The sequence below is a fragment of the Spirosoma foliorum genome, from assembly GCF_014117325.1.
GTDB lineage: Bacteria > Bacteroidota > Bacteroidia > Cytophagales > Spirosomataceae > Spirosoma > Spirosoma foliorum.
Genome location: NZ_CP059732.1, coordinates 94,115 through 121,112, shown reverse-complemented (window position 1 = coordinate 121,112; position 26,998 = coordinate 94,115). Strand labels below are relative to the sequence as shown.

Annotated in this window: 20 protein-coding genes; 11 read left to right on the top strand and 9 right to left on the bottom strand. The window is 46.1% G+C overall.

The features are described 5' to 3' along the window. Positions 1–33: 33 nt before the first annotated feature. On the bottom strand, positions 34–3,861 hold the full coding sequence (locus tag H3H32_RS00475; protein ID WP_182460739.1) for a dsDNA nuclease domain-containing protein: 3,828 nt from the start codon (positions 3,859–3,861) through the stop codon (positions 34–36). 150 nt (positions 3,862–4,011) lie between these two features. On the opposite strand from H3H32_RS00475, the gene H3H32_RS00470 reads away from it, so the two are divergent. Together H3H32_RS00470 and aspS are read left to right on the top strand one after the other, a co-directional pair. Next, on the top strand, positions 4,012–5,481 hold the full coding sequence (locus tag H3H32_RS00470) for an amidohydrolase (RefSeq protein WP_182460738.1): 1,470 nt from the start codon (positions 4,012–4,014) through the stop codon (positions 5,479–5,481). 142 nt (positions 5,482–5,623) lie between these two features. Next, a complete protein-coding gene (aspS, locus tag H3H32_RS00465; protein ID WP_182460737.1) occupies positions 5,624–7,393 on the top strand; it encodes an aspartate--tRNA ligase in 1,770 nt (589 codons plus the stop codon). Positions 7,394–7,472: 79 nt separating this feature from the next. Here aspS and H3H32_RS00460 read toward each other — a convergent pair whose 3' ends face one another. Beyond that, on the bottom strand, positions 7,473–8,999 hold the full coding sequence (locus tag H3H32_RS00460) for a sulfatase family protein (protein WP_240543614.1): 1,527 nt from the start codon (positions 8,997–8,999) through the stop codon (positions 7,473–7,475). Positions 9,000–9,241: 242 nt separating this feature from the next. Between H3H32_RS00460 and H3H32_RS00455 the strand changes: the two genes are divergently transcribed. Continuing rightward, the gene (locus H3H32_RS00455; RefSeq protein ID WP_182460736.1) at positions 9,242–14,485 is read left to right on the top strand and encodes a DUF11 domain-containing protein; all 5,244 of its coding nucleotides are present in this window, start codon (positions 9,242–9,244) and stop codon (positions 14,483–14,485) included. Positions 14,486–14,749: 264 nt separating this feature from the next. Here H3H32_RS00455 and galU read toward each other — a convergent pair whose 3' ends face one another. The 4 genes from galU to H3H32_RS00435 form a co-directional block, all read right to left on the bottom strand. Beyond that, complete coding sequence (galU, locus tag H3H32_RS00450) at positions 14,750–15,616, bottom strand: UTP--glucose-1-phosphate uridylyltransferase GalU (protein ID WP_182460735.1); 867 nt, start codon at positions 15,614–15,616, stop codon at positions 14,750–14,752. A gap of 88 nt (positions 15,617–15,704) precedes the next feature. Beyond that, positions 15,705–16,700: a mevalonate kinase family protein gene (locus H3H32_RS00445; RefSeq protein WP_182460734.1), complete on the bottom strand. Its 996-nt coding sequence runs from the start codon at positions 16,698–16,700 to the stop codon at positions 15,705–15,707. Between the two features lie 178 nt (positions 16,701–16,878). Beyond that, on the bottom strand, positions 16,879–17,364 hold the full coding sequence (locus tag H3H32_RS00440) for a hypothetical protein (protein WP_182460733.1): 486 nt from the start codon (positions 17,362–17,364) through the stop codon (positions 16,879–16,881). Positions 17,365–17,508: 144 nt separating this feature from the next. Further along, complete coding sequence (locus tag H3H32_RS00435) at positions 17,509–17,877, bottom strand: helix-turn-helix transcriptional regulator (RefSeq protein ID WP_182460732.1); 369 nt, start codon at positions 17,875–17,877, stop codon at positions 17,509–17,511. A gap of 219 nt (positions 17,878–18,096) precedes the next feature. On the opposite strand from H3H32_RS00435, the gene H3H32_RS00430 reads away from it, so the two are divergent. The 3 genes from H3H32_RS00430 to H3H32_RS00420 all read left to right on the top strand — a co-directional run bounded on the left by H3H32_RS00430 (position 18,097) and on the right by H3H32_RS00420 (position 20,100). Beyond that, entirely contained in the window at positions 18,097–18,750 is a 654-nt protein-coding gene (locus tag H3H32_RS00430) for a hypothetical protein (protein WP_182460731.1), read from the top strand. A 90-nt stretch (positions 18,751–18,840) separates the two neighbouring features. Next, a complete protein-coding gene (locus H3H32_RS00425) occupies positions 18,841–19,644 on the top strand; it encodes a PD-(D/E)XK nuclease-like domain-containing protein (RefSeq protein WP_182460730.1) in 804 nt (267 codons plus the stop codon). Positions 19,645–19,752: 108 nt separating this feature from the next. Next, complete coding sequence (locus H3H32_RS00420) at positions 19,753–20,100, top strand: hypothetical protein (RefSeq protein WP_182460729.1); 348 nt, start codon at positions 19,753–19,755, stop codon at positions 20,098–20,100. Between the two features lie 260 nt (positions 20,101–20,360). Here H3H32_RS00420 and H3H32_RS00415 read toward each other — a convergent pair whose 3' ends face one another. Together H3H32_RS00415 and H3H32_RS00410 are read right to left on the bottom strand one after the other, a co-directional pair. Continuing rightward, positions 20,361–21,278, bottom strand: coding sequence for a helix-turn-helix domain-containing protein (locus H3H32_RS00415; RefSeq protein WP_182460728.1), 918 nt, complete (start codon positions 21,276–21,278; stop codon positions 20,361–20,363). 20 nt (positions 21,279–21,298) lie between these two features. Next, positions 21,299–22,192 (bottom strand): SDR family oxidoreductase, encoded by an 894-nt coding sequence (locus H3H32_RS00410; RefSeq protein ID WP_182460727.1) that lies wholly within the window; start codon positions 22,190–22,192, stop codon positions 21,299–21,301. 197 nt (positions 22,193–22,389) lie between these two features. On the opposite strand from H3H32_RS00410, the gene H3H32_RS00405 reads away from it, so the two are divergent. Then, positions 22,390–23,166: a pentapeptide repeat-containing protein gene (locus tag H3H32_RS00405; RefSeq protein WP_182460726.1), complete on the top strand. Its 777-nt coding sequence runs from the start codon at positions 22,390–22,392 to the stop codon at positions 23,164–23,166. Between the two features lie 84 nt (positions 23,167–23,250). Beyond that, on the top strand, positions 23,251–24,441 hold the full coding sequence (locus H3H32_RS00400; protein WP_182460725.1) for a DUF748 domain-containing protein: 1,191 nt from the start codon (positions 23,251–23,253) through the stop codon (positions 24,439–24,441). 193 nt (positions 24,442–24,634) lie between these two features. Here the strand turns inward: H3H32_RS00400 and H3H32_RS00395 are convergent, their stop codons facing one another. Further along, complete coding sequence (locus tag H3H32_RS00395) at positions 24,635–24,886, bottom strand: hypothetical protein (protein WP_182460724.1); 252 nt, start codon at positions 24,884–24,886, stop codon at positions 24,635–24,637. A gap of 150 nt (positions 24,887–25,036) precedes the next feature. Here H3H32_RS00395 and H3H32_RS00390 point away from each other — a divergent pair, with 150 nt between their 5' ends. The 3 genes from H3H32_RS00390 (at position 25,037) to H3H32_RS00380 (ending at position 26,880) form a co-directional block, all read left to right on the top strand. Beyond that, positions 25,037–25,648: an RNA polymerase sigma factor gene (locus tag H3H32_RS00390; protein ID WP_182460723.1), complete on the top strand. Its 612-nt coding sequence runs from the start codon at positions 25,037–25,039 to the stop codon at positions 25,646–25,648. Next, positions 25,645–26,079 (top strand): anti-sigma factor, encoded by a 435-nt coding sequence (locus tag H3H32_RS00385; protein WP_182460722.1) that lies wholly within the window; start codon positions 25,645–25,647, stop codon positions 26,077–26,079. The genes H3H32_RS00390 and H3H32_RS00385 overlap by 4 nt, the downstream gene beginning before the upstream one ends. A 111-nt stretch (positions 26,080–26,190) precedes the next feature. Further along, complete coding sequence (locus H3H32_RS00380; protein WP_182460721.1) at positions 26,191–26,880, top strand: porin family protein; 690 nt, start codon at positions 26,191–26,193, stop codon at positions 26,878–26,880. Positions 26,881–26,998: the final 118 nt, after the last annotated feature.

The following is a 26,998-nucleotide window of genomic DNA, read 5'->3' as shown; positions in this document are numbered from 1 at the left end:
TCGATACAAAGTTGGCACGACTCTCAATTGTTCTCAATTCCCAAACACATTCTTAATGATAGTAAGCTGACTATCTATCTCTTTTTTCAAAGAAATCAATTGACTGTCTAACCATTCTTTTTGTACAGATTGATTAGAAGAAAGACGACTTTTAAATTCTGCCACTTTCCAAACTGCAATGATAATTTTTGTTACTGCCTCAACATCCTCTTCTAGTATACCTTCATGAAAAGAAACATCAGGTAGAGGCATTAGAAGTTCACGATTGGGAATCACAGGATGAGGAGCATTAAACTCTTCAACTGTTATATCTTCACCTCGTAATGTTTTGTCTGCTAGCTGTAATATTGAGCGATTAAAACGTAGAGCACTTTTTGCAATACTCTGTTGACAGAACACGATCGTTATAAAATCGAAATCAGAATCAGCTAATACAGATAGGTTAATCAGCAGATATTCAAGATTTGATTCAGCATTTTTAACGTCTAGAATTTCCATCCCAAAAACAGCGTTAGAAAGTAGTTCTTCTTCTATAATATGGACTGGGTGATACACAGTCCGCCCAGTCATTTCTTCTAAATTATCTAACACTAAGTTCAAGATTCGTAAACGGCCAGCTTGCTTCTCTTCCCACTTATCTTTCACAGTTTTGTGAACTTCTAAAACTACAGGGAAAGTTGATCTCTGTACATGTTCTGCATAAAATATAGCTGTGCGTTGTATTCGTCTATATGAAAGAATTTCATCTTGCTTGAGAGTTTCAGTGATAAAGTATTCCCATGTGTTTGCTACTACATAATCGAACCTATCCTGCATAAGAGGAAGAAAGTACATTGTAGACCGAAGGTTAATTAAAGCCAAATGTCTGACATCTGGCTTATCGATTACGAACAATCCTGTAAATTGGTTAAGAAAATTTGAGAAAGCACGACTCCAATCGCGCATTTTACTAACCTCTTCTTTGAATGGAGTGATTCGTTCTTCAGCCGTTATTTGATTAACGGGAAACTGACGTATTGTTTTATCAGTGTTTAAAAATAGCATGCTGGCTTGTTCGAGGCCCTCAATAGCTTTACTAAATATTTTATCACTGCTCTGGCGCATTAATTGCAGCTCCATAATCCGACAAGAAAGTCTTACGCATTCTAAAGCATATTGCCGTAAATCCATCCACTGTTTTTGCCAAAAATATACTGAGTCGGCTACGTATTGACGCTCAAGAGTATCCCACCATATTTGGTTAAGGCGTACAGTGAATGAACTAATTATATTAGTATTTGGCATAGCCTTGTGAGCGTTCTGTTTAACTACCGATATAAGTTGTTCATTAGGAAAAGGGAGCATAATCGCATTTGTTTCATATACTTCATATAAAGGCAGCCAAGCTCTTACAACTTCAATCCGCTGAACACTCTCATCGTTTGCTTGGTCGGCGAGCTTATCTGTGAGCAAGTATTCAATAATGATTTTGTCATCATCGGGGGTTATTGTAAGCGTATTGGTTTTAATCTTTAACCAACTAATAATTAGGTCCAAATGGCTTCGTGAAAATTGTCGAAACTCTGCTGGATGCGTCGTAAAAACTGCTTCAGCTAGTTCGGCTCCTGTTTCGCTATCCAACTCCGACAAATAGCCTAACAGCTGTAAATCGCTAGGCAAAGGGACGGAAATATTAAATAAATGAAACCAGCGAAGCAATTGCCCAGCATGACTATCTGGTTGCTCAATTAGATTTATTCGTTCACATAGAAGAGGCATTAATTTACCCAAACTAGTTTGCTGAATAGTAAGTGGCGGAAGCTCTTTAGCTGCTGAAATCAAATGTTGTGCATTACCCTTTAGCATATCAGCTAATAGGTCAGACAAATTAGATTTAGGATGAGGGAAAGGCATTGTCATCATTGGTAGCAGCATAAAACTCCCTTGATCGAAAACTGAATCAAAGGTATCTTGGTGTTTCTGCCAGTATCGAATAATTTCCCCATGATACAGGCCGAATAAAACAGATACTGTATGGCTTGATTCAACTTTGATTAATTTATCAGCCAGTGATTGATAGAAAGTAAGTTCTTCGTGAGCGCGAATTCTGAGTGGAATTTCAATACTCAGTTGATATAATTGGTGACTATCAACCACATCGAATAAATTAATCAATGTTTTAGAATAAGGTACGTACTTATGAAGCAGTGTACTCAAATGAGCGGATCGTACTGGGTGCAAACCTTCAACATACTCTTCATCAAATCGTAGAGAATATTCTTTTTCCAATTGCTCAAGCATCAAGCCAAGGTCTGTTTGAGGGGATGGATCATGTTGACTAATTTTATCTAACAACCGAAATATCTGGATACGTACACCTGATATATCCGCAAAAGAAATCATTCTTAGAATATGCAACTTAAGGGCACCATCAACTTCTTCCCCAAGTTTCTGTGTTTGGTCTCTAAGCCTGTCCTGTAACATTTCGCCACGAGTTAACAGATAGACATATTCAATTAGTAGACCACTATCTTTTACTTTCTCCCATGATCTCTGCCAATGAATGGTATCAGAATAAATCTTCTTACGCCGTTTTAATTCTGTATAAATATATTTCGCTTCTATATCAGTGAACTTAAGATCTATTGGCTGTCCTAAATTGACTTTGTAAGCCTCTCTCCCAAACCTGAACCAATCTTCCTGACGAGTAGTAATGATGAATTTTATTGGTTCTTCAATCATTCGGCCTGCTAATTCTGTCCAAGCTGCTGTTGCGACTGAAAGACCATCAATAATAACTAAAGGTATTTTGCCTGAAGCTTTTATCGCTGATTGAAGGAAATCGACTATTGAACCAACTGACTCGGTCGTCGGACAGTGGTGCAATTGATAAATTTTATGTGTTTGATTATCAGATAATGTTTTACTGACCATCCACCCTAAAGTTGACTTTCCCTGTCCGCTAGATGCCCTTATGATTGCACAATCGTATTTTAATAGGTGATCGAGTATTGCCTGCTCTGTTTTTTGTCGAGTGACGGGAAGGCCTAGCGCAATATGAGCAGGTAAAGCAGCTTTACCATCAAAGTAGCTACTTAAATCTTTGTTTAAGTCCTGCTTAAATTCTATTAGTTCTAGCCATTTTTGTTGAATTGCTAGATTAATTACTCCTTTAGCTACAAAATTCTTTACCTGCTCAATTACCGCTTCTATATTCTGGTAAGTAATTGTTCCTTTCTGTCTTGCTGTTACAAAAAAATAGTAGAATAAAGCATCAAGATAATTTGCTTCTGTCTTATTATTAACATCAAAACGATTAACTATCAATCTATCTGTCTGGGCTTTAATCTCCTGTTCGCTAACAATTATTAACTGAATTTTATTTAGAAAATCGTTGGTATTGTAATTGGACCACGCCCAACTGGTAGCCCGTTTATCAGTCATGCGAATTTCTTCTATCTTATTTTGCCAGAAAGCAATTATTTGTTCATTGAATTGAGAGTTTTGGAATGCAGCTACATTGATATCTGAAGGAGCTTGGTTTGTCACCAGAATGAATTCAGCACTTGGTTCAAGCAAATACGCTTCAAGGAAGTTTTGTAGTAACCCCCATTTTGTAAAGTGATTTGCCTGAATCTTACTCGTTGTATGTTTGAGCTGATAAAGTTGCAGGCTTCCTTCCCCCCTTTGGTGAAGTACATCAACATCTTCAATACCTTCTAAACGGAGCATAGTTTGCTGGCTTTGTTCCAATACGGTTAAAGCCTTACAAATGGAATAGCGTAACTGATATTCTATCCCATGTAGGTTATATTCACCGCCCTTGCGACGGTCTGCTAATAGCTTAACTGATGCTGGTAGCTGTGATTTGTTTGTAGCCATATCTATTTCTTATTGCTATACGGTAAAGCATTCTAATGCATCCCAGTATTATTAATTGAGTAAATATAACATTGCTGCGACGGGATTGCTCGGCTCCCCTTTTTGCCTTATTTTTATCGGTTTACAACCCAATTGTCCGAATACAATACCATGAAAAAACAATTCCTCGCAATTATCTTACTCACTCCAATGCTCGCGGTTGCCCAGCCAAAAGCAAAGAAAGCCGTAACGACCGCTGTTGATACCGACAAGAAAACCATCATTACTAACCTGGATAGCCGGTTTCAGGAATACGCTGGTATCTCGAAACAAATCTGGAATTTCGCTGAATTAGGCTATCAGGAAGAGAAGAGTTCTGCTCTGCTGGAAGAGCAGTTAAAAAAGGAAGGCTTCGATGTACAAACGGGCGTGGCTGGTATTCCAACGGCTTTTGTGGCCACCTACGGATCGGGCAAACCGGTTATTGGCATTTTGGGTGAGTACGATGCGCTGCCTGGCCTGGCGACTGAAGCAAAACCTGAATTTACGCCCATTGCGGGTCAGAAAGGCGGCCACGGTTGCGGACACAATCTATTCGGTACGGCGTCGATGGCGGCTGCCGTACAGGTGAAAGACTGGCTTAAAAAATCGGGCCACGCCGGAACGATCAAAATTTATGGTTGCCCCGCCGAAGAAGGCGGTTCGGCCAAGGTGTATATGGTGCGCGAAGGGTTGTTTAAAGATGTTGATGTGGTATTGCACTGGCATCCTGGCGCTCAGAATGCGGCCGATGCAGGTACCTCGCTGGCTAACAAAAACGCGAAGTTCCGCTTTAAAGGGATTGCCGCCCACGCAGCGGCCTCGCCCGAACGGGGTCGGTCGGCGCTGGACGGGGTTGAAGCGATGGATTATATGGTCAACATGATGCGTGAGCACATTCCATCCGATACCCGTATTCACTACGTTATCACCCGTGGTGGCGAAGCGCCAAACGTTGTTCCAGCCAATGCGGAGGTCTATTATTATGTTCGGAATAAAGACAGGGCGGTGGTACAAAGCGTTTGGAAACGGATTGAAAATGCTGCCGAAGGGGCTGCCAAAGGAACGGGTACCCAAGTTACCTGGGAAGTACTGGGTGGTGTCTATGATTTGCTGCCTAACGTGACGCTGGCCGAGGTGATGCATCAGAATCTGCAAACCGTTGGCGGAGTGAATTATACCCCCGAAGAAACGGAGTTCGCAAAAAAAATCAGCGAGACGTTTGGCGATCAGAAAGTGCCCATTGAAAATGCGGCCAAAGTAAAAGATTTTCGTGATGCATCGGAAAGTGCAACCAGTGGTGGCTCTACCGACGTGGGTGATGTAAGCTGGGCAGTACCCACCGTTGGCTTATCGACCGCTACCTGGGTGCCAGGTTCATCGGCGCACAGCTGGCAGTCAACAGCCGCCAGTGGCATGAGCATTGGGCAGAAAGGCATGATTGTAGCCGCCAAAACCCTCGCTCTGACAGCCCTGGATCTCTACAAAACACCAGCACTCATCGAAAAAGCAACCGCTGAGTGGAAACAGAAACTCGGCCCCGACTTTAAATACGAAGCTTTACTTGGCGACCGGAAACCCGCGTTGGATTACCGGAAATAACCTTGCCCTTTGCGGTCGGAGTCCGTACCTTTGCGGCAAATCTTAATGATTGAATGACTGAGTGATTGACTGATTGAATACTGGCTTTCGTAGCTATTCAATCAGTCAATCACTCAGTCATTCAATCACACAATCATTAAACATGCTCCGAACGCACACTTGCGGGGAACTCCGCCTTTCTAACAATAATCAAACGGCTACACTGTCTGGCTGGGTGCAAACCATCCGCGATAAAGGTGGCGTGTTGTGGATTGACCTCCGTGACCGCTATGGTATTACGCAGCTTTTGCTCGAAGATGGTCAGACAGCGCCCGAATTGTTCACCATTGCCCGCTCGTTGGGCCGCGAATTTGTCCTGAAAGCAACCGGGACAGTTATTGAACGGAAGTCTAAAAATCCGAATATTCCAACGGGCGACGTTGAATTGAAAGTGACCTCGCTGGAGGTGTTGAATCCGGCCAAATTGCCACCGTTCCTGATCGAAGATGCTACCGACGGGGGCGATGACCTCCGCATGAAATACCGTTACCTCGATCTTCGCCGGAATCCGGTGCGGAAGAGTCTGGAGCTTCGCCACCGCATGGCTCAGCAAACGCGGTTATTCATGGACGGCCAGAATTTCATTGAAGTTGAAACGCCGGTTCTGATCAAATCGACGCCCGAAGGCGCACGGGATTTTGTGGTGCCAAGCCGCATGAATCCGGGTGAATTTTACGCCCTACCTCAATCACCCCAAACGTTTAAGCAACTGCTGATGGTATCGGGTTTCGACCGGTACTACCAGATTGTGAAGTGTTTCCGTGACGAAGACCTTCGTGCTGACCGCCAGCCTGAATTTACACAAATCGACTGCGAGATGTCGTTCGTGGAGCAGGAAGACATTCTGAACATGTTCGAAGGGCTGGTTCGGCACTTATTCAAAGCCGTAAAAGGTATTGACCTGGACGCTGTGCCTCGCATGACCTATGCCGATGCCATGAAATTCTACGGTTCCGACAAGCCCGACACACGCTTCGATATGAAGTTTGTAGAGCTTAAAGGCACTTTCGACACCGTCGATATGACCTCGGGCAAAGGCTTTGGCGTGTTCGATTCGGCCGAGTTGGTCGTGGGTATCAACGCGCCTGGTTGCGCACACTACACTCGTAAGCAACTGGATGAACTGACCGATTGGATCAAACGTCCACAAGTTGGGGCAAAAGGGCTGATCTACGTTCGCTATAACGAAGATGGAACGCTGAAATCGTCGGTTGATAAGTTTTATTCGGAATCAGATTTGCAGGCATGGGCAACCCATTTTGGTGCCAAGCCCGGCGATTTGATGCTGATCATTTCGGGCGATGCCGCAAAAGCCAGAAAACAGCTGAACGAATTGCGTCTGGAAATGGGTACTCGTCTGGGTCTACGTGATCCAAACGTGTTCAGCACCTTATGGGTACTCGACTTCCCCTTGCTCGAATACGGCGAAGAAGATCAGCGCTGGTTTGCGATGCACCACCCATTCACATCGCCCAAGCCCGAAGATATTCCGCTACTAGACACCGACTTAGGTTCCGTTCGCGCCAATGCGTATGACCTAGTCATTAACGGCACTGAAGTTGGCGGTGGTTCTATTCGGATTTTCAACCGTGATTTACAAGCCCGGATGTTTAGCATTCTGGGCTTCTCGGACGAAGAAGCAAAAGCACAGTTTGGCTTCCTCATGGATGCCTTCGAATACGGTGCTCCTCCACACGGCGGTATTGCCTTCGGTTTCGACCGCTTGTGCTCGCTCTTCGGCGGTGCCGATTCGATCCGCGATTTCATCGCCTTCCCGAAAAACAACTCAGGCCGCGATGTCATGATCGACTCGCCATCGGTAATTAGTCAGGCGCAATTGAACGAGTTAAAAATCGCGACTGTAGCGAAGTAGTTTTTAGTAGCGCGGACATCCTGTCCGCATAGCTGAACCTCATCCATTTAGCTATGCGGACAGGATGTCCGCGCTACTTTTACTCAAACTCCCACTTACTTACCCAAGGGTCGCGCGTTTCTTTCTGAAATCGTTTCAATTTGACCTGCATCCGTGTTAATACCTCTCGGTATTTTGGATTACCGGCCAGATTATGCACCTCTTCGGGGTCGGTTTGCAGGTCGTATAGTTCAAAGCGTGGGCGGTGCAGGTAGGCTTCTACTGTCCGTTTGCCGTAGAATTTCTGCTTTGTCCGAAGAATATCCTGCCATGTGTATGACTGATACAAATCGAGCGCCATTGGGTAGGTTAGCTCATTGGCAATGTTGAAAATCAGCTTATACCGACGTTCGCGAACTACACGCATGGGATAGTACATCGTAATTTCATGCAACGAGTGCGATGCGTAGACTTCATCCCAACCAGCCACCCGCTCCTGTTCAATAATATCCTTAAACGAACGGCCTTGTTTGGCTACTTTGCCAGTTTCAATTCTGGCAAAATCCAGAAGTGTAGGCGTTATATCGACCCACGAGATCATTGCATCCTGGATAAAACCAGGCTTTTGTGGTTTGGGGAGCTTCACTAGCAAAGGCAACCGCATACCCGGTTCGTACAAATTCGTTTTCGAACCCGGAAATGGAGCGCCATTATCTGACAGATAGACAATCAATGTATTGTCGTACTGCCCCGTATCTTTCAGGTACTCAATCAAACGACCAACGCCCTGATCAAGCCGACTGATGGCTTCGTAATATTGAGCCAGTTCGGCCCGGCTAGCTTTTGTGTCCGACATATACGGCGGTACCCGAACCTCTCTCGGCTGATAGAAATGATCGCCTACCTGTGGATAGCCACCCGGTTTATTTCCAAACAAGTTTGGTTTCGATCCGTCAAAAATAGGTTTACCATCAGGCGCTACGGTATTGCTACGGTGCGGATCGTCAGTGGCGAAATACAGGAAGAACGGGCGATCTGACTTTTCCTCCAGAAACGAATAGCATTTCCGCGCCATCTCCACCGGACTCCGTCCAATGGAAGTAGGGTCATTGACGCCACCGGCACCAAGCACCGTCTGAAAATGATACACTTTCTCGGGGGCCACGTGCAGTTTCCCGATGCGTGCAGTTCGATAACCCGCCTGTTCGAGCAAAACGGGTAACGTTCGAACTGTATCGAACGAACTGAAATGATGTACCTGATGCTCCAGGCCATACATGCCATTCGCGTGGTTATGCAGGCCCGTCAGCAATACCGAGCGGCTGGGACTGCAACTAGCTGTAGTACAGAACGCATTCGTAAACCGGGTACCATCGGCGGCTAATTGGTCAATATTGGGGGTCCGGACGGTTGGTTTTGGTGCGTTCTTTTCCCCATAACAACCGAGGGCTTCACGTCCGTGATCATCGGCAACGATCAGGACAATATTTGGGCGCTTTGTATCCTGATGGTGTGTTTTGGCAGGCTGATGCGGATTATCTGTCACTTGGCCCACAAATTCTGGTGGTATGAACGTGTAAACTCCAGTCAGTAAGCCAATAACAACACTGCTAAACATATATTTCATAACAATAGCCAATTAATGTCTTTCTACAGGGCGCTCTGCTGAAAGACAAACTTCTTTTTAATTCGGGAGATTTCCCATACACCTCTTCCTTAAAGAAAACCTTCTCAATGATCACACAAGGATAAGAAGTTATGTAGAGACAAAGCCATTAAAATAAGGAGATAAAACAATAAAGAAAGGCATAAATATTGCTTACTTAATAATTGTTTTTATATACTAAATTATCCGCAAGCCACTTTTCTATGCCCATTTCTACTTGCTGTCGGCTACTCGTTGGCCTATTATTTATTTTCCAATCTTCACTTGTTTATTCCCAAAATCAACCAAGCCCTTCAGAACGCGATACCCTTCGTCGAATTGCCGAGGAAGAACAAAGACGATTGATCGACCCTGCAACTGGCACAGTACCTTATGAACGGCTCGACGAAGCTCGTCGGAAACTAAACAATCAATCGTCAACAGCTAATGGGGGGCCATCGGCTCAGAGTGGTATTCCCGGCATAACCTGGCAGGAACGCGGCCCCAGCAATGCTGGAGGTCGAACTCGCGCCCTTTTATTCGATCTGAATGATCCGGCTCATAAGAAAGTATGGGCGGGTAGCCCGGCAGGTGGCTTATGGTACACCAACGATATTTCCGACGCTTCTGCAACCTGGACATCTGTTAGTGATACATGGGAAAATACCGTTGTAACTGCTCTGGCCGCCGATCCCTCGAATCCACAAGTAATGTACGCCGGAACAGGTGATGGCTATAACTATGTAACAGGTGGGGGCATCTGGAAAACAACGAACGGCGGTACTACCTGGAGCCGGTTAACCAGCACTATTCCGAGTGGTAATTCGCCCAGCATCAACTACAGTTTTGGCTATATCCAGCAGATTATCGTCAACGGTAGTGGTCAGGTATTCGTGGCAACCCGATCAGGAATCGTGCGTTCGGTGGATGGCGGTACTAGTTGGACATATGCCTTAGCGCCCAATCAGGGTATTGGTGCAGGCAGCAATACCAACAACTATTACAACGACTTTGTTACAGACCTGGAACTGGCGACGGATGGCATTCTATACGCGGCCTTCAACCCTAGTCGAATATTCAAATCAACCAGTTCCAGCGGTACTGCTTGGAGTGAAATCACGCCTACTGGCATCACAGGCGAACGTACTGAATTAGCCTTAGCTCCCTCAACAAACGGAGCGAATCAAGTGATTTATGCCGTATCAAGAGCATACAATAATGTGAACTATGGTCAGGATGTAAAGTGGTTTAAGAAAAGTAGTAACGGGGGTACTTCCTGGACCGATGTGCCTATACCAACCTTTAGCTGGAATGATCATTTTACCAGTGGTAACGGGTATTATGCGCTCAATCTGGCTGTCCATCCTACTGATGCAAACACTATTTACGCAGGTGGTTATGACTGGTTAAGATCGATCGATGGCGGTACTACCTGGAGTGGTGCACTGGCTAACAGATACATAAACCAACAAGGCCTCTGGTTTCAGCCAGGCAGCAATATAAACGCAATCTTCGCCGACGATAAAGGCATTCGCTGGTCGACCGATTGGGGCAATAATGCGGTATCAGCGCCAACATTTGTAAATCGGAATACGGGCTATCGGGTGGCTGAAATTAGCTCCGTATCGATGAAAGCGAGTGCGGGCAGTTCTTATCTTTTGGCGGGAGCTCGCGGGTCTGGCTATTTTCAACAAACGACAGCGGGTCTTTCGACAGGGACAATGATCTGGAGCACAAATTACTCCACTGGTATTACCTTTATTGATGATAATGAACCTGATATCCAGATTTTCCAATCCTATGGTCAGTTTTATCGGTATGATGGTGCCAATTTCAGCCAGTTAGTTAGTTTAAATAGCTATTCTTATCCTAACCCATCAGACTACGATAGTCAATCGAATACACTCTACACAACCGACTTTACGAATAATCAAGCTGTCATTCGTAAAGTAGTCGGAATTGGAGGAAGTCCCTCAACGACAACATTAACTCTATCGGGGCTCACCAATTCTCTCACCTATCTTAAGTTAAATACAGATCGAACAGCCCTATTTGCAGGTTCTTATTCCGGTAAGCTTTATAAAATCACGAACCTCAACCAATCTACTCCTACTGTTACAGCTATCGACAACGGAGTATTTTCCCAATACGCAACCCTATCTGGCATTGACGTCGGAGCTACGGATAATGAATTGCTGGTAACGCTTTCGAATTATGGTGTTCAATCCGTTTGGTACACGAACGATGGCGGTAACACTTGGACAGGTAAAGATCAGTCCAATTATGGATTACCTGACGTACCCGTTCGAACAGCCCTATTTAATCCCCAAAATCGAAAACAGGTTTTATTAGGTACTGACGTAGGAATCTGGTCAACCACAGATATTACAGCATCTAATCCCGGCTGGACATTTTCCAGTAGTGGATTAGGAACCCTGCAAGTCAACCAGCTACGCTACCGGGCGTCGGACGGGCGTTTATCAGCAGCCACGAACGGACGAGGTATCTTTTCTTCCGATGCCTTTGCCATTCCGTACATATTGCCTAGTGTTGCCATCACCAACATTTCGAATGCAAATCTCTGTGCCGGAAACACATTTACAGTATCATTCAGCACGACAGGCCCAGCTTTTAGTACGGGCAACAAGTTTGAGGTTTGGCTATCCGATGCCACAGGAAACTTTGCCAACCCAACAAAAATTGGTAGTAATGCCACCAGTCCTATTTCAGCGACCCTACCAAGTGGTTACAGTGCGATGCCCTATGGTACAACTTATCGGGTTAAGATTATTGCCACCAATCCTGATGTTGAGAGTAGTCTGAGTGGTGTCTTAGCTATTGGTAACTTAGGCAGTATCAGTGTTTATGACCACCTTGCTGACTTTCAGGGGTATTATAGTGGTGGAACAATCTGTATAGGAGGCAAAACCACCCTTAAAGCCTATACCTATACCACTAACTATTCGAGTACTACCCCTGCCAGTTACCAGTGGCTATTTAATGGCTCGTCGATTAGTGGTGCCACGTCGGCTACTGTCTCGGCTCAGCAAGCAGGTACCTATGTGGCTACCGTACAGCAGGCTGGTTGTACGATTACCAGTAAGGCGTATACGCTAACAACGTCCTCAAATCCTTATGTTTCGTTTTCTTCACTATCCAATGGAGAACCACAGTGTGATGATCATCCACTAAAGCTTTTCTCAAACTATATTGGTGAAACCGCCAGTTATCAATGGGCTCGGGATGGAATTGATATTGCCGGAGCAACCAGTTATACCTACACGGCCAGCCAGACCGGGAAATATTCGCTTAGAATGACAGATGGTAGCTGTTATTATAGCGTATCGCCTTCCTATATCCAGTTTGGCCGCTCACTTTATGCAAGGGCATCTTTGAATACAATTGGCGACTCACTACTCTGCTCAGCGTCTCCAAATTATAGTATTTCAATGTATGCGTCTATCCCTTCATCAAACGATTATACAGTGCAATGGTATCGAAATGGCCTGATCGTTCCTGGGGCAACTTCTATGTATTATTACGCAACCCAGCCCGGCGCTTACTCTTTTTTACTGAAACAAGGTACCTGTCAAACGTTCAGCAATGCCGTAAGTGTTCGAATGGTTGACCAATTTCAGGCTAGCATTAATTATTCATTTGCCAGTAAATCAGCCTGTCCAGGAGAAGTACGCAATTTGTACACAAGTATCTACAATAATAGTAGCTATCAATGGCAGAAAGACGGAGTAGATATTGCAGGAGCCACGAGTTCGAACTACGGAGCCACTTCATCGGGGAGTTATACCCTGAAGTTAACACGGGGCTCGTGTAGTGCAATATCTGCGCCTGTATCGCTCACATTTAGTAACGCTATCGTGCCCAAAGTAATATATTATTCTTCTACAGCAGAGGGATGTTCTGGAAAAGATATATACGCGTGGGACTCCTATAATTTAAGTGGCTATCAGTTTCAATGGTACAAAAATGGTGTCGTTATAAATAATGCCAGCAGCGACTACTTTTATGCCACTCAATCAGGTGCTTATTCAGTGCGGGTTACTAATGGTAGCTGCACAGGGTTATCAAAAGAGATCTATGTTGATGCTGGTAATGGCAACATAGCCAAACCTGTTATTACCACTTCTCCCGTAACTAGTCAATTGTGTATGAATAATACGTTGCGATTATCCATAAATTCTTACAATGGCACTGTACAATGGAAACGCAATGGTGTTGCTATTGCGGGAGCTACCAGTTATCAATTCTACGCTACTGAATCCGGCTTATATACTGTCTTCAATCAGGACGGCTCCTGCACCGCTGAATCCGACCCCGTTGATATCAGAATTGGTGAACCCACCACCGCTACTATAAGTGGTCTTGCAATAGTTAACAGTGGTCAGTCAACCCTATTGCCCGTTTCCTTCACTGGTCCAGCTCCCTGGTCGTTTACCCTAACAAATGGGCAATCGGTGACGGCGACCTACCAGAATCCAGCGTTTATAGCGGTATCGCCAACCAGCAACACGATTTATCAATTGGCATCGGTAGGAAATGCTTGTGGTACGGGCACCGTATCGGGACAGGCCAGTGTATCGGTAGGGACCAGTAGTGCCGATGTGTCGTTGAATATGGCCGTTAGCAACCGAGTACCAAACGTAGGTGATGTGGTGAGTTATACACTAAGTGCAGCCAATGCTGGTCCACAGGATGCTGTTGGCGTACAGCTTAGCAGCTTGCTTCCAGCGGGGCTTGCGTTTGTCAATTCATCTTCACCTGGACTGAGTGCTGTCAATGGTGTAGTAAGTGCCAGTCTGGGGACGATTCCAGCCAACGGAGTAAGTAGTGTTAGCTTTCAGGTCACGCCAACACAAGCGGGTATCTTTGCAACATCAGCTCAAATCATAGCCAGCCAAACCCCTGACCCCGACAGTCAACCCGGCTCAGGTACAGGCGATGGTCAGGATGATGAGGTCACGGTTGATTTACGCACCCCCAACGGCGGTTCGCTCGTAACGTCAGCCAATCCCAATCAGATGCTGTTGCCCGTTGTTTTGGGCAATCAGCCTGCAACTGATCCCAATAAAATTGATCTAAGTCTAGGCATGTGGGTCGATAAACTGACACCCGCTGCCTCCGATATTATTTCGACAAGCCTGACTGTCAATAACAGGGGAGGCTCATCGGCATCATCAATCATTGTACAAGTTGTTCTGCCTAATGGGTCATTCAACGCACAAAGTCCGGCGGGGTGGATTCAAGTCGATAGCCAGACTTACAAACGGTATATTAACGCCCTGGCAGCTGGGCAGTCAGCAACGGTATCTCTAAAATGGCAACCGTCGGGTAGCGGCACACTAAAAGCACAAATTCTCGATGCTGCCGAAACTGATTCTGATTCCACACCAGGCAATGGCTATGCGAATGGAGAAGATGACGAAGCAGCTGTAACTGTTCGGGCACAATAAGAAATACTCAAAACCGAAGAAGGCTCCGTCGAAACGGAGCCTTCTTCGGTTTATTTGAATTACGAATGGCCCGTAGGGCCTTCACAGCGCAGTGTCGGTAGACTAATAGGTTTAGAGCAGTCAATGTGCCGTAGGTACATAACAATTGTGTACCTACGGCACACCTAGTTTTTGTACAGTGACTTTTTCTACCGACGCTACACTGTGAAGGCCCTACGGGCCACCCATAATCCCGAACTCGCGTTAGATCAAACAGCCTCTCGACTATTCTTTCCGGACAATTTCTTCTAGAAACGCCCGAAACTTATCGGCAAACTCGGGCCGTTTAAGGGCAAACTCAACGGTTGTTTTCAGGAAATCGAGTTTGTTACCAATGTCATGACGCTTCCCTTCGATGCGGTGGGCATACAGGTTTTCGCGTTTCAGCAACAACAGCAGGGCATCGGTCAATTGGATTTCGTTGTTCTTGCCGGCCGGAGTTTGTTCCAGCATCGAGAAGATTTCGGGGGTCAGAATATACCGTCCTGCAATTGCCAGGTTTGACGGAGCGTCTGCAATAGCAGGCTTCTCAACGAGGGTGGTCAATTCCAGAATCCGGTCGCTAATAGAATTTCCTCCCACAATACCGTAGCGATTTACCTTATCGCGAGGGACCTCTTCAACCGCAATCACCGAGCCGCCATATTGGGCGTAGGTGTCGATCAATTGTTGGGTTACGGGAATAACAGAGTCCATGATCGTATCGCCAAGCAACACGGCAAAAGGCTCATTACCAACGTGGTGCTTCGCATACCGAATAGCATCGCCCAGGCCGTTCAGTTCGCGCTGACGAACGTAGTGCAGGTTAGCCATGTCGGAAAGTCGACGCATCTCGTCCAACAATAGCTGATCTTCCTTTTCTTCTAATCGGGTTTCGAGTTCGTGGTTTCGATCGAAGTGGTCTTCGATGGCCCGTTTACCTTTACCCGTAATAATCAGGATATCTTCAATTCCCGAATCAACGGCCTCCTGCACCACATACTGAATGGTCGGGCGGTCGATAATGGGCAACATTTCTTTAGGTTGAGCCTTCGTAGCAGGCAAAAACCGGGTTCCAAATCCGGCAGCGGGAATAACGGCTTTCTTGATCATTTTTGAGTGATTGAGTGATTGAATGACTGAATGATTGAGTGGGTTATGCGCCAGCTAGTCAATCATTCAATCACTCAATCACTCAAAATTAAACTACATAAGGCTTAATAACGCGGGCATTAATTTTCTTGAGTTCAACAAAGAGACGATTCAGCATGGCATCATCGCGGTAGAGGCCGATGATGGAACCACCTGAGCCGGTAAACGACGATGATGCTCCGCAGGCTCGGGCGGTTTCAATCATTTTTCGGTTCCGATCGCTGATGTTATAAATCTGAGAGCGCAGGTCGAAATTACGGTTTACCAGCTCGTTCAACGCTTTGGTATCCTGGTTCATCAGGGCTTCACGTCCCTGACGGGCTACATCGGCAATTGAATTCATCGTTTCGATCACTGTCGTGTCCCCTTTGAGCCATCGAGACCGAACGTCGTTATGCACTTGCCCCGACTGTTTTCCCAGATCGGTATTATAGGCAATGTATAATTTCGGGAGCAGTCGAGGATCAAGTGGCTCGTACTGGCCATAGCCCTGACGCTCTAAAGTGCTGCGGTCAAAATCCATATAAACGCAACCTTCATAGCACTGAATAACCCGATCCTGCAATCCAGCCGTAATACCTAACTCTTCTGCTTCGGTAGCCAGCACCAGGTTTGGCAGTATCGGTTGAGGAATTTCAACGTTGTAAAACTGCATCAGCGCCCGGAACGTAGCCACAATAATGGCGCTGGAACCAGAAAGGCCCACTTGCCGGGGAATGGACGTATTGTACCGGATCGAGAAATTCTGATTAGGCAACCGAATCTGCTCCTTTTCGCAGTATTCAGCAAATTTCTTGATGGCCGCTTTCAGCAACGGAACGCCCCCATGATAGCCGAGCATACTAACAGAATCGCGCAGGTGGTGCAGGCTTCTGAATACGTTAGTATCCTGAAACTGAGGCTCAATATTCAGTTCGGGCGATTGGTAAAGCGTTACCGACGCTCCAAAATTACGGACGGTAATGGCGATTGTCTTACCAAAAAATCCGTCAGACGGGTTGCCGAGCATCCCCGCTCGGGCATAGGCACGGGTTTCGATGAGCAAAATAAAAGACGGACTGACTATCCGCTGGCTTAGCTAAACAATTAAACGACAAGTTTACGAAAGTTTCCTTAGCATCAGTTCAGGAAGACCAGATTCTAGGGTTGTATTGATTCTATGGACATAAAAAAAGCGACCGGGGTGGTTCCCAATCGCTTTTCAAACGAAGTTATCTCTTGACCTAATTTAGGTCATTCTTTTCAACGCTCGTCTTGTCTTTGTCGTTATATCCTACATTATGAGGATCATAGCCTTTGTTTGGGTCGTCGCCTTCTTCCAGATAGGTCGCATCAGCCCGATGTAGCAGCGCATCGTCGGAAGGGTTTTCGGCCACTTCGCTCAGTTTTTTCGCGGCTTCATCGCTCATCATATGTCCTTTAGGCACTTCAGAAATTGCATCGGCATCAACGTCCCACTCCTGGAAACCGCCCAGGCTTTCAGGAATCGCATCGATTGGCCGACTTCCGCTACGGTTAGCCTCACGACTATCGTGCGTCAGCATCATATTATCACTATCCATGTCCATACCCGACGTTGAGTCTTTATAGACATTTGTTCCAACCCCCTCTGATTCATGCCCATAATCGGACGTGCCATGCTGGTTCGGATCTTTTGAATAGTACTCAGGATCAATTTTATCTGGATCGAATGGTGATGTAGTTGCCATAACGTTAAGTGTTTTTTTACTATAACCAGAAATGGCCGTGGTTGTTTTTGAAGAAGGGAGGAAGGGGAAGAAAGGGAGAAGGGGGACGAGAGGAAAGAAAGAGATAGCGAATCAATCCCCCTTTACTCCCTCTCTTCCCTTTCCTCACTTTCCTCCCTTCTCCCCCTTCAGCTCCTCCAGCAACTGGTCATTAGTTTGCTGAAGTAAGGCCACCCGCTCATTAAGCTGAAAAAGCAGGAACTCCACATTCCGTAGTCGTTCCTCGGTCGTGATGGCTGCCGAAGGCGAATTAAGTGTCTTAAACATAAGTCCCTCCCCCCGTAGCAGCCAGTCGCCATTAACCTGTGGGAAGGCGATCAATATCTTTTCCAGGGTGTCGTAACGTGGCTTTAGCCGACCGTGCAAAATGTGGTATACTTTTTCGCCCCGATGTTCGCCCAACTGTCGGGCAAATTCGAGGACACTAATATTTAGCGAATCAATTAATTCTTGAAGGCGCAAATGAATTGTCATAATGAGCGGAGGGATACGGGACAGAGGGCATTGGGAGATGGCTACTAAAAGCTTATGCTATTTTACACAAAAACAGGTAAATATTTAGCAAATATCTTCCAAAAAGGCTTTGTTAATTACACAAAAATATGTATTTTTAACTCTATAAACAGGGGGCCTAAAAAGGCAAAAGGGACCGCAAAATGGGTCCCCTGCTTGAACAGTAAACAACAAATACTAATGAACACACAAAACAAAAGCCAAATCGAGACAAATCAAAGCGATAGCGCTCCGAAACTGGATCAAAAAATTCATGAATTGACAACTGAGGTGGTCAATCCGAGTGTTGTACGACGCTATAAATACCTCGAAGGACACCCTCGCCAGTATCGATTCGACGCTAAAGAAGGTGTGTTCAACATCAATGGTACCGAAAAATTAGGCCGTACGCTGACTTTTCAACCCATCGCCTGGCGCATTTTTACGGATAACATCCTGAATATGGGCACCAAAAACTGGGCAGAAATTTTCTTTATCGACGATAAAAACTGTGTGTCGGCGCTGCTTTTCCACGGCTATTCGGTCGATAATATTTTCCGCCTGATCGAACCGCTCTACTACGACGACCTTACCCTGGCCGATGTGGTCATTACGGCCGTTGCAGAAAAGAAAGAATACACGAAAGTCCAGCCTAAAGGTGTTTACTACATCGCTACCTTCTCGTACAAAATTGGCGATCCACAGAAAACTGCCGAACTGAAGCAGTTTGCGCAAGATGTGAAAATCTTCCGACAAGAAACGCTTACGGATATCGCCAACATTAAAACGGCTATGAACTACTACAACCCTTTCGTTAATCTGGCCGACGAGCCAGAGTTATTATCGGCGGGTTAATCAAGCGTTTGGTGTTTTTAAGTGCTTAGGCGTATTCATTTTGATCGTGAATACGCCTAAGCGCGTTCATGTATACAACTTTTTGTGTTTATGCAGACCTCCCCTATTTCGATACAAACGGTTCAATCACAACCTTTATACACACAAGGCGACTTTTATCGGGCACTGCCACGGGTGTCGAACTCGGATTTAACCCGCCTGAAAGAAGAGCATCTAGGCTATTGGTCTACGCCTTCAACCCGGTTTATAGCCGAAAAGACCAAAGTATTTGGCCGAGCGTTTCACCAGCATTTACTGGAGCCCGAAACCGTTGGCACTGTGTTATCTCAATTTTTGCCGGATATGATCGACTCGTCAAACCAGGTCGATGCAAATACGCTGGCTCCTGCTCAGGCAAAACAACTCCAGACACTCATGCATACGATTCGGCAGGATGCTTTCTGCCGTCGGTATCTGCGTCAGTCCGAGAGGGAGCGCGTTGTTTTGTCAACCGAACCCACAACGGGTATTGCCTGTAAAGCCCGTTTAGATTTGGTATACACCAGCCCTAAACGTCGGAATGCGCTGATCATCGATCTGAAAACAACGTCTGCCCGAACACAGGCGCAGTTTCTGGAATCGTGCTATACCTACGATTACGATCGGCAGGCCGCTTTTTATGTAGACAATCTGCGTCATGCCGACAATGGTGAGTGGGACACAACCCGCCAGTTTCGGTTTGTATTTATTGGCATCATGAAACAGCGTCCTCACAAGCTTTTTGCGGTCGATGCTACGTCTATTCCCGGCTTTCTGGATTATGGGCGCAAAAAATACCGTTTCTGGCTGCGTAAGTGGCAGGAAGAACAAACCCGACCGGATCTTGTGCCTTCTGCCTGGAGTATGAGTGCGTAATAATCGTTTATGGTATAAGGTTTACGGTGGTCCGGCGCTCAGGCTACAACACTGCTTACATCGGCCTACCGTAAACTTTACACCATAAACCCAATACCTTACATCGTTATGAACGCTTCTATAATCACCCTTACCACATCTGAACTCAATTTCAATTGGGGCACTGATGGGCTAGTACTTTGGATTGAGGAATTAGATAGAGTGGACAATGTAGCTGATCAGCTAAGTGATGTGATGGATCGGATCGCTTTTGCTATTGAGCTACAAACGGGCTGGGATCATCGTACGGATGGCAACACACTGCATCCGCTTTATGGTTATCGCTTGCTACTACGCGACGCATCGGGCCGCTGGAATGCCATCAAAACGGATGAAACTGGGCATTTCGCAGGCTTTATCCCGCTCGAAGAAATGGATTACGAACAGGCTTATGACAAAGTCATGTGGCTTGATTGAGTGATTTCGAATGATTGGGTTTAACTAACCCAATCATTTATCCCGTAGGGATCAAACAGCGAAGCGTTGGTAGATCAGGTAATTTGAGACCCTAGACCCTATTCAGCGTGCCGTCAGGTACGCAAATCGTCTCGTATGGCTCTGGCCACTCGGCTGGCGGCACGAAGGAGGTTGGCGCGAATCTTTTGCTACCGACGCTACGCTGTTAAGCCCCTAACGGGGCGAAAAGTACTCGCACTTAGTTATACCGACGGCCCTCGTCAATTGAATGACTGCCTGAATTCCAGTGGCGATAGGTTCGTCTTGGTTTTAAAGAGCTTACTGAATGACGCCAGGTGCTCAAACCCAAGTTCGTACGCAATTTCACTGACAGACAAATTCGTAGTCGATAACTTCTCCTTGGCTAGTTCGATCAGCTTATCATGCAGATGCTGCTGGGTACTTAGGCCCGTCAGTGACTTGAGCAGCCCACTCAAATAATTGGGCGATACATGCAACTCATCAGCAATGTAGGCAACCGTTGGCAAGCCCTGTTCGGCTAAAGCGCCACTGCTAAAGTATTGGCTCAACAGCTCTTCCAAACGGGTCAATATCTGGTGGCTCGATACCTTACGGGTAATAAACTGGCGTTGGTAGAATCGATCAGCGTAAGTCAATAGCAATTCCAACTGGGCAATAATCACGCTCTGACTGAACCGATCAATATTGGTATGGTACTCCTGCTCCATGTATTTGGCTATTCCCGTCAGCATCGATTCTTCTTTCTCCGAAAGATGCAGCGCTTCGTTGACGGCGTAGTCAAAATACGCATACTGTTTGATGGCTTTAGCCAGTGGCGTATTCCACAACAGATCTGGATGGAATAAAATCATCCATCCAGAAGGGTTATGTACCTGATTCTTTTCAAATTCTACGGTCAGCACCTGACCGGGTGCCATAAAATGTAACACGCCATCCTCAAAGTCGTGCGGCTGTTGCCCATACACCATTTTGACGTGAAAGTTCTTCTTCAAGGAGATCGAGTAAAAATCAAATACTCGCGTGAAGGAGCCTTCTGCCAACGGGCGTCTCAACGTTTCAAGATCGATAACGCTGATAAGTGGATGTTCCGGCCGTGGCAAACCTGCCATACGGTGAAACTCGCTAATGGTCTTGACGCGGATGAGCTGCCTGTTCATGGTATCACAAGATAAAGCAATTAACTAAAATAGACACTGCCTGCAAGATCATCGAGCAGTGATGGACCCACAGGATGCCAGTCCAAGCGCTCCTGAGTGATTTGGCTAGAGGCCGGGCAATCTACAGCCGCAAAGGCAGCAAACCAGCCGAAATGCGCCGGTGCCTCTTCGGGTGATATGGATACGGTTGGAATATTTAGTTTTTTCCCTATCGCTTCGGCAATGGCTCTCAAGGTAATGGCCTCATCACCAACGGCATGGTATCTGGCTCCTGCTTCGCCATGCTCCAGAGCCAGGCGGTACAAATGAGCGGCATCCAGACGGTGCACCGCATTCCAGCGATTGAGTCCTTCGCCAATGTACGCAGCTACGCCTTTCTGGCGGGCAATGTTAATAAGAATCGGGATAAAACCATGCGCATCGCCTTCGCCATGAACGGATGGAGATAGCCGGATAGCTGTGGCACGCACGCCTTGTACAGCAAAGGCCAGACCGGCAGATTCTGAAACGCGTGGAAATCTTGCAGGGTCAGGCTGGTTGCTCATGTCTTCGGTGGCCAGGACGCCAGGACGTACTAATGCAGTACCCGACGTAACAATAAATGGTCGGTTTGAACTAGCCAATACCGCGCCCATGGTTTCGATAGCAATGCGATCTATTTCGCAAACTTCTTCAAACCGAGAAAAGTCGTGGACAAATCCTGCATGAATTACGCCATCTGCACCAGTTGCGCCGTCGCGCAAACTATCCAGGTCCTGCAAATCTCCCCGATGAACCCTGGCACCCGCTGCCAGAAGTTTATTGGCAGAGGCTTCGGAACGGGCCAGGCCTACTATGCTGTGACCAGCACCGATCAATTCGTTAACAATAGCAGAGCCAACAAATCCTGAGGCTCCCGTGACAAATACGTTCATATCCTTTTGTTTTTAGTAAGACAAAGGTCCGTCGACGTACGCTGATCTATTTTGCCGTATCTCCTATTTGTTTAGTCAAATCGTAGCGATACTAAAAAGCGAACCCGCTCCCTACAACTTATCTTTCTCCTTCACGCAACCTTTAGCCGTTGATTTACATCTTTACCAAAAAGTCAAACAACATTAAGAAAACATCCATGAAAACCTTCGTTACATCCCTATTACTCGCGGTGGTTGCTATGGCGCCCACATTGGCCCAGTCGACTATTGATGCGAAAGATATTATCGCCAAAATCAACCGTAAAGAAGCTGTTTCTTACCAGAACGTGACCGTTACCGGCGATCTGGATCTGACCAACTTAGCTAACCGGAAAGAGATACGGGAAGGAAGCTGGAAAGGCGATTCGCATGAATTTTTAAGCGTAGTTGACGTGCCGCTTACGTTCAAAAACTGCACCTTCAAAGGCAAATTCCTGGCTTATCACACTGACGAACAGGATGGTAAGCGGATTTTCAATACCAACAATACGGTTTACAACGCCGATTTTACCGAAGCCGTAACCATTGAAGGCTGCACGTTCCAAGACGATGCGGCATTCAAATATTCGCGATTCACGCAGCGGGCTATTTTCACCAACAATACCTTTAGCGAAGAAGCCATCTTTAAGTATACCAAGTTCCGTAACGCAGCCGATTTCAACAGTTCGACCTTCCGGAGCTATGCCGATTTCAAGTACACCAACTTCGATGAATCGTCCTCTTTTCAGAAAGTATCGTTTCAACGGTCCGCTGATTTTAAATACACCAAGTTCGATGAAGTAACCGATTTCCGTCAGGCGCGTTTTTCAGGTAATGCCGATTTCAAATACACGCATCTGCCACGTGGTACCAACTTCGACGATGTTCGCTTCGAAGGCTCCACCGATTTTAAATACACGACACTCGACGGCCGTAAATTCTCACCAAGCCGATAGTTTTAGCCAGACCTATAAGGTTTTGAAAACCTTATAGGTCTATAATTGTGTTTATCAGAACGTTACCACCAATTACTCAACGTTTTGAAACGCACAACCAAAATTATACTCGCAATAATCATTCTGCTGGTTATTGCCCGCCTACTACTACCCTATTTCGTACTTCGGTACGTCAATAAAACGCTGGCCAATATGGGCGGCTATACAGGTCATGTCAAAGACATTGATATTCAATTGATTCGGGGCGCTTACCAGCTCGATGATCTTCGCATCCGAAAAATAAACGGCAAGATTAAAGAACCCTTTTTATACATTCCCAAAACAGATCTATCAATCGAATGGAAGTCGCTGCTAAAAGGCCGATTAGTTAGCGAAGTGGAATGTTACGAACCCGAAATCAACTTCGCTTTCAGTAACAATGCAGCCAGCAATCAGACCGGTGCCGAGGTCGACTGGACGGCCTATCTGAAAAAACTGCTGCCGATTAATATCAACCGATTTGCAGTTGTGAATGGTAAGGTGAAGCTAACCAGCCTGATAACCCAACCTCGGGCCGATTTATCCTTGCAGCGGTTTCAGGGAGAAATTAAAAATATCCGCAACGTTGAAGAAAAGAATAAACTACTCCCCTCGCCGGTTGTAGCTTCCGGTGACGTGCTTGGCTATGGCGGAACGATGAATTTTTCGGCCAATATGAATTTGCTGAAAGTTGTTCCTGACTTAGATTACAATCTTCGTTTCAGCGATCTCCAGCTTGTTAAGCTTAACCCCCTTGCCCGCCAGTACGCCAATCTCGATTTTGAGCGAGGTACTGTAAGCGTATATAGCGAGATGGCCATGCTCAACAAAAAACTCAATGGCTACATCAAACCCCTTACCAAGGGCATGCAAATTTTCAAAATGAACGAGCATGACAATCGATCTGTAGGCCGTTTTTTCACCGAACTCATTGCGCAGGTTGGTACCGATGTGCTTAAAAATCAGAAACACGACCAGGTTGCTACACGTATTCCCTTAAACGGAACGATCGATAACATTGAAACAGCTATTTGGCCAACTATTTTCGGTGTTCTACGCAATGCGTACATTCAAGCATTTCGGGGCGAATTTGACAATAACATCACCGTAAAAGACGCCTTAAAGAGTCTTAAAGATGATTTTAAAGCCAAGCGAGAAGAACGGAAGACTGAACGAAAAGAAAAACGAGCCGAGCGAAAAGCCAAACGCCAGGAAAAACGAGCCGAGCGAAAGGCCGAACGTCAGAAGAAAAAATAAAATAGTCTAATCAGCCCTGTAAGGGCGTCCTGTCAATAGCTACGGCACTTCGGGTTATGGACAATCCTCTGTTTTCTATTAACCGACCACTCCTAACGGAGTTTTGAAGGATATCAAAACCTCGCTTTCCCAAAGGTTTTGAGCAACCTCACACGTCAGGTTTGAGAACCTGACGCCACAACAAACACAGACGCTACCGAACGGTATCAACACGCGTAGCTCCTCCCCGACGCAGTGAATCAGGAGCCAATCGCCGTTGGTTACGGTTTTTAGGCGTCAGGGTATCAGTTTTATTTTTCTTGAGTTTAGGCCGGGTCGGATTAGCCTGACGTGTATCTGTTGTTGAGGCCGGTTGCTGGACAGCCGAAGATTGATCACTTTGGGCAAAAGCACTTCCCCAACTAAGGCTTCCTAATAAAGCAGTAAGCAAGAATATCCGTTTCATAGTATCGTTGAGTTTGTATCTTTATGTAACGATCCTGGTCAAGGTTCGGTTAGAATTATTACCATCATCCGGTTGAAACCAACCAAAATCAATCAGGTGATATGGAATTTAATCGGTTTACGCATCTAGGCAGTAAGCAGCCCTCAACCTATGTTTCTGAAACTGTTTCGTAAGCCTAAACCCTCGCCCGACCGCTACCGCAGCGATACTGCTGATTATGTAGCGGCTTATCGTGCCACGGGCGATCTAACCATTTTAGGGGAGCTCTATGAGCAGCACATGGAACTGATTTATGCCGTGTGCTTCAACTACCTGCGCGATGAAGATGAGGCTAAAGATGCGGTCATGAATCTGTTCGAACAGCTTGTAACCGACTTGCGTCGGCATGACGTACAGCAGTTTGGCCCCTGGTTGCATAGTGTAGCCCGCAATTACTGCCTGATGCAACTGCGTAAAAATCAGGCGCATCCTAAAACAGAGCTGGTTACTAATGCCACAGGTGAAGTAGAGGACGAACCAATGCTCAATTTACGAAGTGATGACGCAGATACGCTGGAGCTGGAGGAAGATCTTACCCGTATGGAATCCTGCCTGAAAACACTTCCCACCGAACAACAAACCTGCCTGACCTTGTTTTATATGGATCGAAAAAGCTATACAGAAGTAGCCGAACTGACTGGTTATGACCTAAAACAAGTGAAAAGTTATTTGCAAAATGGTCGGCGAAATTTGAAAATTTGTATGAGTAAACAAAGCTTATGAACGACCAACTAACATTTGACGAATTAAGGGCTTATCAGTCCGGTCGGCTAAGCGGACCGGCTCGGCACCGCGTTGAGCGGTTGTTGCTGGAAAACCCATTTTATGCTGATGCACTGGCCGGTCTGGAAGCGATGCAGAAAACGGCGACCAACGTATCGAGCGGTACAATGGCCGAGCAAATGGCTGACTTGCGCGATGCACTTCATCAGCGAATTCATGAGTCGGCCAATAAAAAACGGCTCTGGCCACTCTGGATTGCCACCACCACAGCCGCCATTCTGTTTATGCTGGCCATGGCGATCTACTTTATCTTTTTTGCGCCTAAATACTCCGTCAAACCTAAACCTGCTGTGCCAGCTAAAACGACTGTATTTCAGACTAAACCTGCCAATTCGATAGATCAGCCATTTAGTGTTTATAACCCCTCCTAATCGACTCAGCAGGTTATTTTTTAGAATAAAAATGCGTAAAGTCTTTTAACAAAATAAAACATTTGCCAAACCTAAGACGTTAAGCGGACATATCAACTTATTGCTTTTACCATGTTTCGCTCAAATTCACTACGCTCCGCTATTCTTTCATTTGTTCTTGTTTCTAGCTGTTTATCAAGCCTTTTCGCACAGCAACGCTTTAGCGTTGGGCCACGTGTTGGCTTGAATTTATCTAATTATTGGGGCGATGCCGATTATATGAAATTCACCCCAGGCCTGTCGGCGGGTGCCTTTGTTATGTATAGTTCGCTGAATCATTTCGGTATTTCTGCCGACTTCCTGTATTCGCAACGGGGCACGAGCTACAACGACAATACGAAGAAGTTTATTCAACGCGTCAATTACCTGGAAATTCCGGTTGTTGCCCGCTATTTCCTGACGCTCTCGGGTAATTTCCGACCCAATCTGTTCGTAGGTCCTTCGTTGGGCATCAAAATGAATGCAAAGCGCCTTAAAGGCGACTATCTTCAGGGAACGGGCCCTGTTCTGAATGGAGAAAACAGTGAAGATTTCAATAATCTGGATTTAGGGGCAACTGGTGGCTTTCAACTTAACTGGGGAACGGGTAGCCGTCAGCACTTTCTGATCGACGCTCGGTATACACTAGGCTTAACTGATGTGCAAACCAACTTGCCCAACGTCTGGAACCGACGTAGCTCACTGCAAAACTCGACATTCACCATAGCCCTAGGGTATAGCTTCGGCGTTGGCAAAGAATACCCAAGTCGCTACAAAAGATAATTACGAATTATGGTGCACGTTTTTTTGCCGAAGCAAGCTAACGTAAATCGTAAATCAAACTTCGTAAATCCCACATACGCCCTCGTCATTTCACCTTTTACGGGAGTGGCGAGGGCGT

What these genes read in the sequence shown, in the direction of transcription:
- H3H32_RS00415 (WP_182460728.1), bottom strand. Translation starts at nt 21,278, where the DNA reads ATGAACAGGCAGCTCATCCGCGTCAAGACCATTAGCGAGTTTCACCGT.
- galU (WP_182460735.1), bottom strand. Translation starts at nt 15,616, where the DNA reads ATGATCAAGAAAGCCGTTATTCCCGCTGCCGGATTTGGAACCCGGTTT.
- H3H32_RS00475 (WP_182460739.1), bottom strand. Translation starts at nt 3,861, where the DNA reads ATGGCTACAAACAAATCACAGCTACCAGCATCAGTTAAGCTATTAGCA.
- H3H32_RS00385 (WP_182460722.1), top strand. Translation starts at nt 25,645, where the DNA reads ATGAACGACCAACTAACATTTGACGAATTAAGGGCTTATCAGTCCGGT.
- H3H32_RS00455 (WP_182460736.1), top strand. Translation starts at nt 9,242, where the DNA reads ATGCCCATTTCTACTTGCTGTCGGCTACTCGTTGGCCTATTATTTATT.
- H3H32_RS00470 (WP_182460738.1), top strand. Translation starts at nt 4,012, where the DNA reads ATGAAAAAACAATTCCTCGCAATTATCTTACTCACTCCAATGCTCGCG.
- H3H32_RS00425 (WP_182460730.1), top strand. Translation starts at nt 18,841, where the DNA reads ATGCAGACCTCCCCTATTTCGATACAAACGGTTCAATCACAACCTTTA.
- aspS (WP_182460737.1), top strand. Translation starts at nt 5,624, where the DNA reads ATGCTCCGAACGCACACTTGCGGGGAACTCCGCCTTTCTAACAATAAT.
- H3H32_RS00460 (WP_240543614.1), bottom strand. Translation starts at nt 8,999, where the DNA reads ATGAAATATATGTTTAGCAGTGTTGTTATTGGCTTACTGACTGGAGTT.
- H3H32_RS00440 (WP_182460733.1), bottom strand. Translation starts at nt 17,364, where the DNA reads ATGGCAACTACATCACCATTCGATCCAGATAAAATTGATCCTGAGTAC.
- H3H32_RS00430 (WP_182460731.1), top strand. Translation starts at nt 18,097, where the DNA reads ATGAACACACAAAACAAAAGCCAAATCGAGACAAATCAAAGCGATAGC.
- H3H32_RS00405 (WP_182460726.1), top strand. Translation starts at nt 22,390, where the DNA reads ATGAAAACCTTCGTTACATCCCTATTACTCGCGGTGGTTGCTATGGCG.
- H3H32_RS00390 (WP_182460723.1), top strand. Translation starts at nt 25,037, where the DNA reads ATGTTTCTGAAACTGTTTCGTAAGCCTAAACCCTCGCCCGACCGCTAC.
- H3H32_RS00420 (WP_182460729.1), top strand. Translation starts at nt 19,753, where the DNA reads ATGAACGCTTCTATAATCACCCTTACCACATCTGAACTCAATTTCAAT.
- H3H32_RS00410 (WP_182460727.1), bottom strand. Translation starts at nt 22,192, where the DNA reads ATGAACGTATTTGTCACGGGAGCCTCAGGATTTGTTGGCTCTGCTATT.
- H3H32_RS00395 (WP_182460724.1), bottom strand. Translation starts at nt 24,886, where the DNA reads ATGAAACGGATATTCTTGCTTACTGCTTTATTAGGAAGCCTTAGTTGG.
- H3H32_RS00435 (WP_182460732.1), bottom strand. Translation starts at nt 17,877, where the DNA reads ATGACAATTCATTTGCGCCTTCAAGAATTAATTGATTCGCTAAATATT.
- H3H32_RS00380 (WP_182460721.1), top strand. Translation starts at nt 26,191, where the DNA reads ATGTTTCGCTCAAATTCACTACGCTCCGCTATTCTTTCATTTGTTCTT.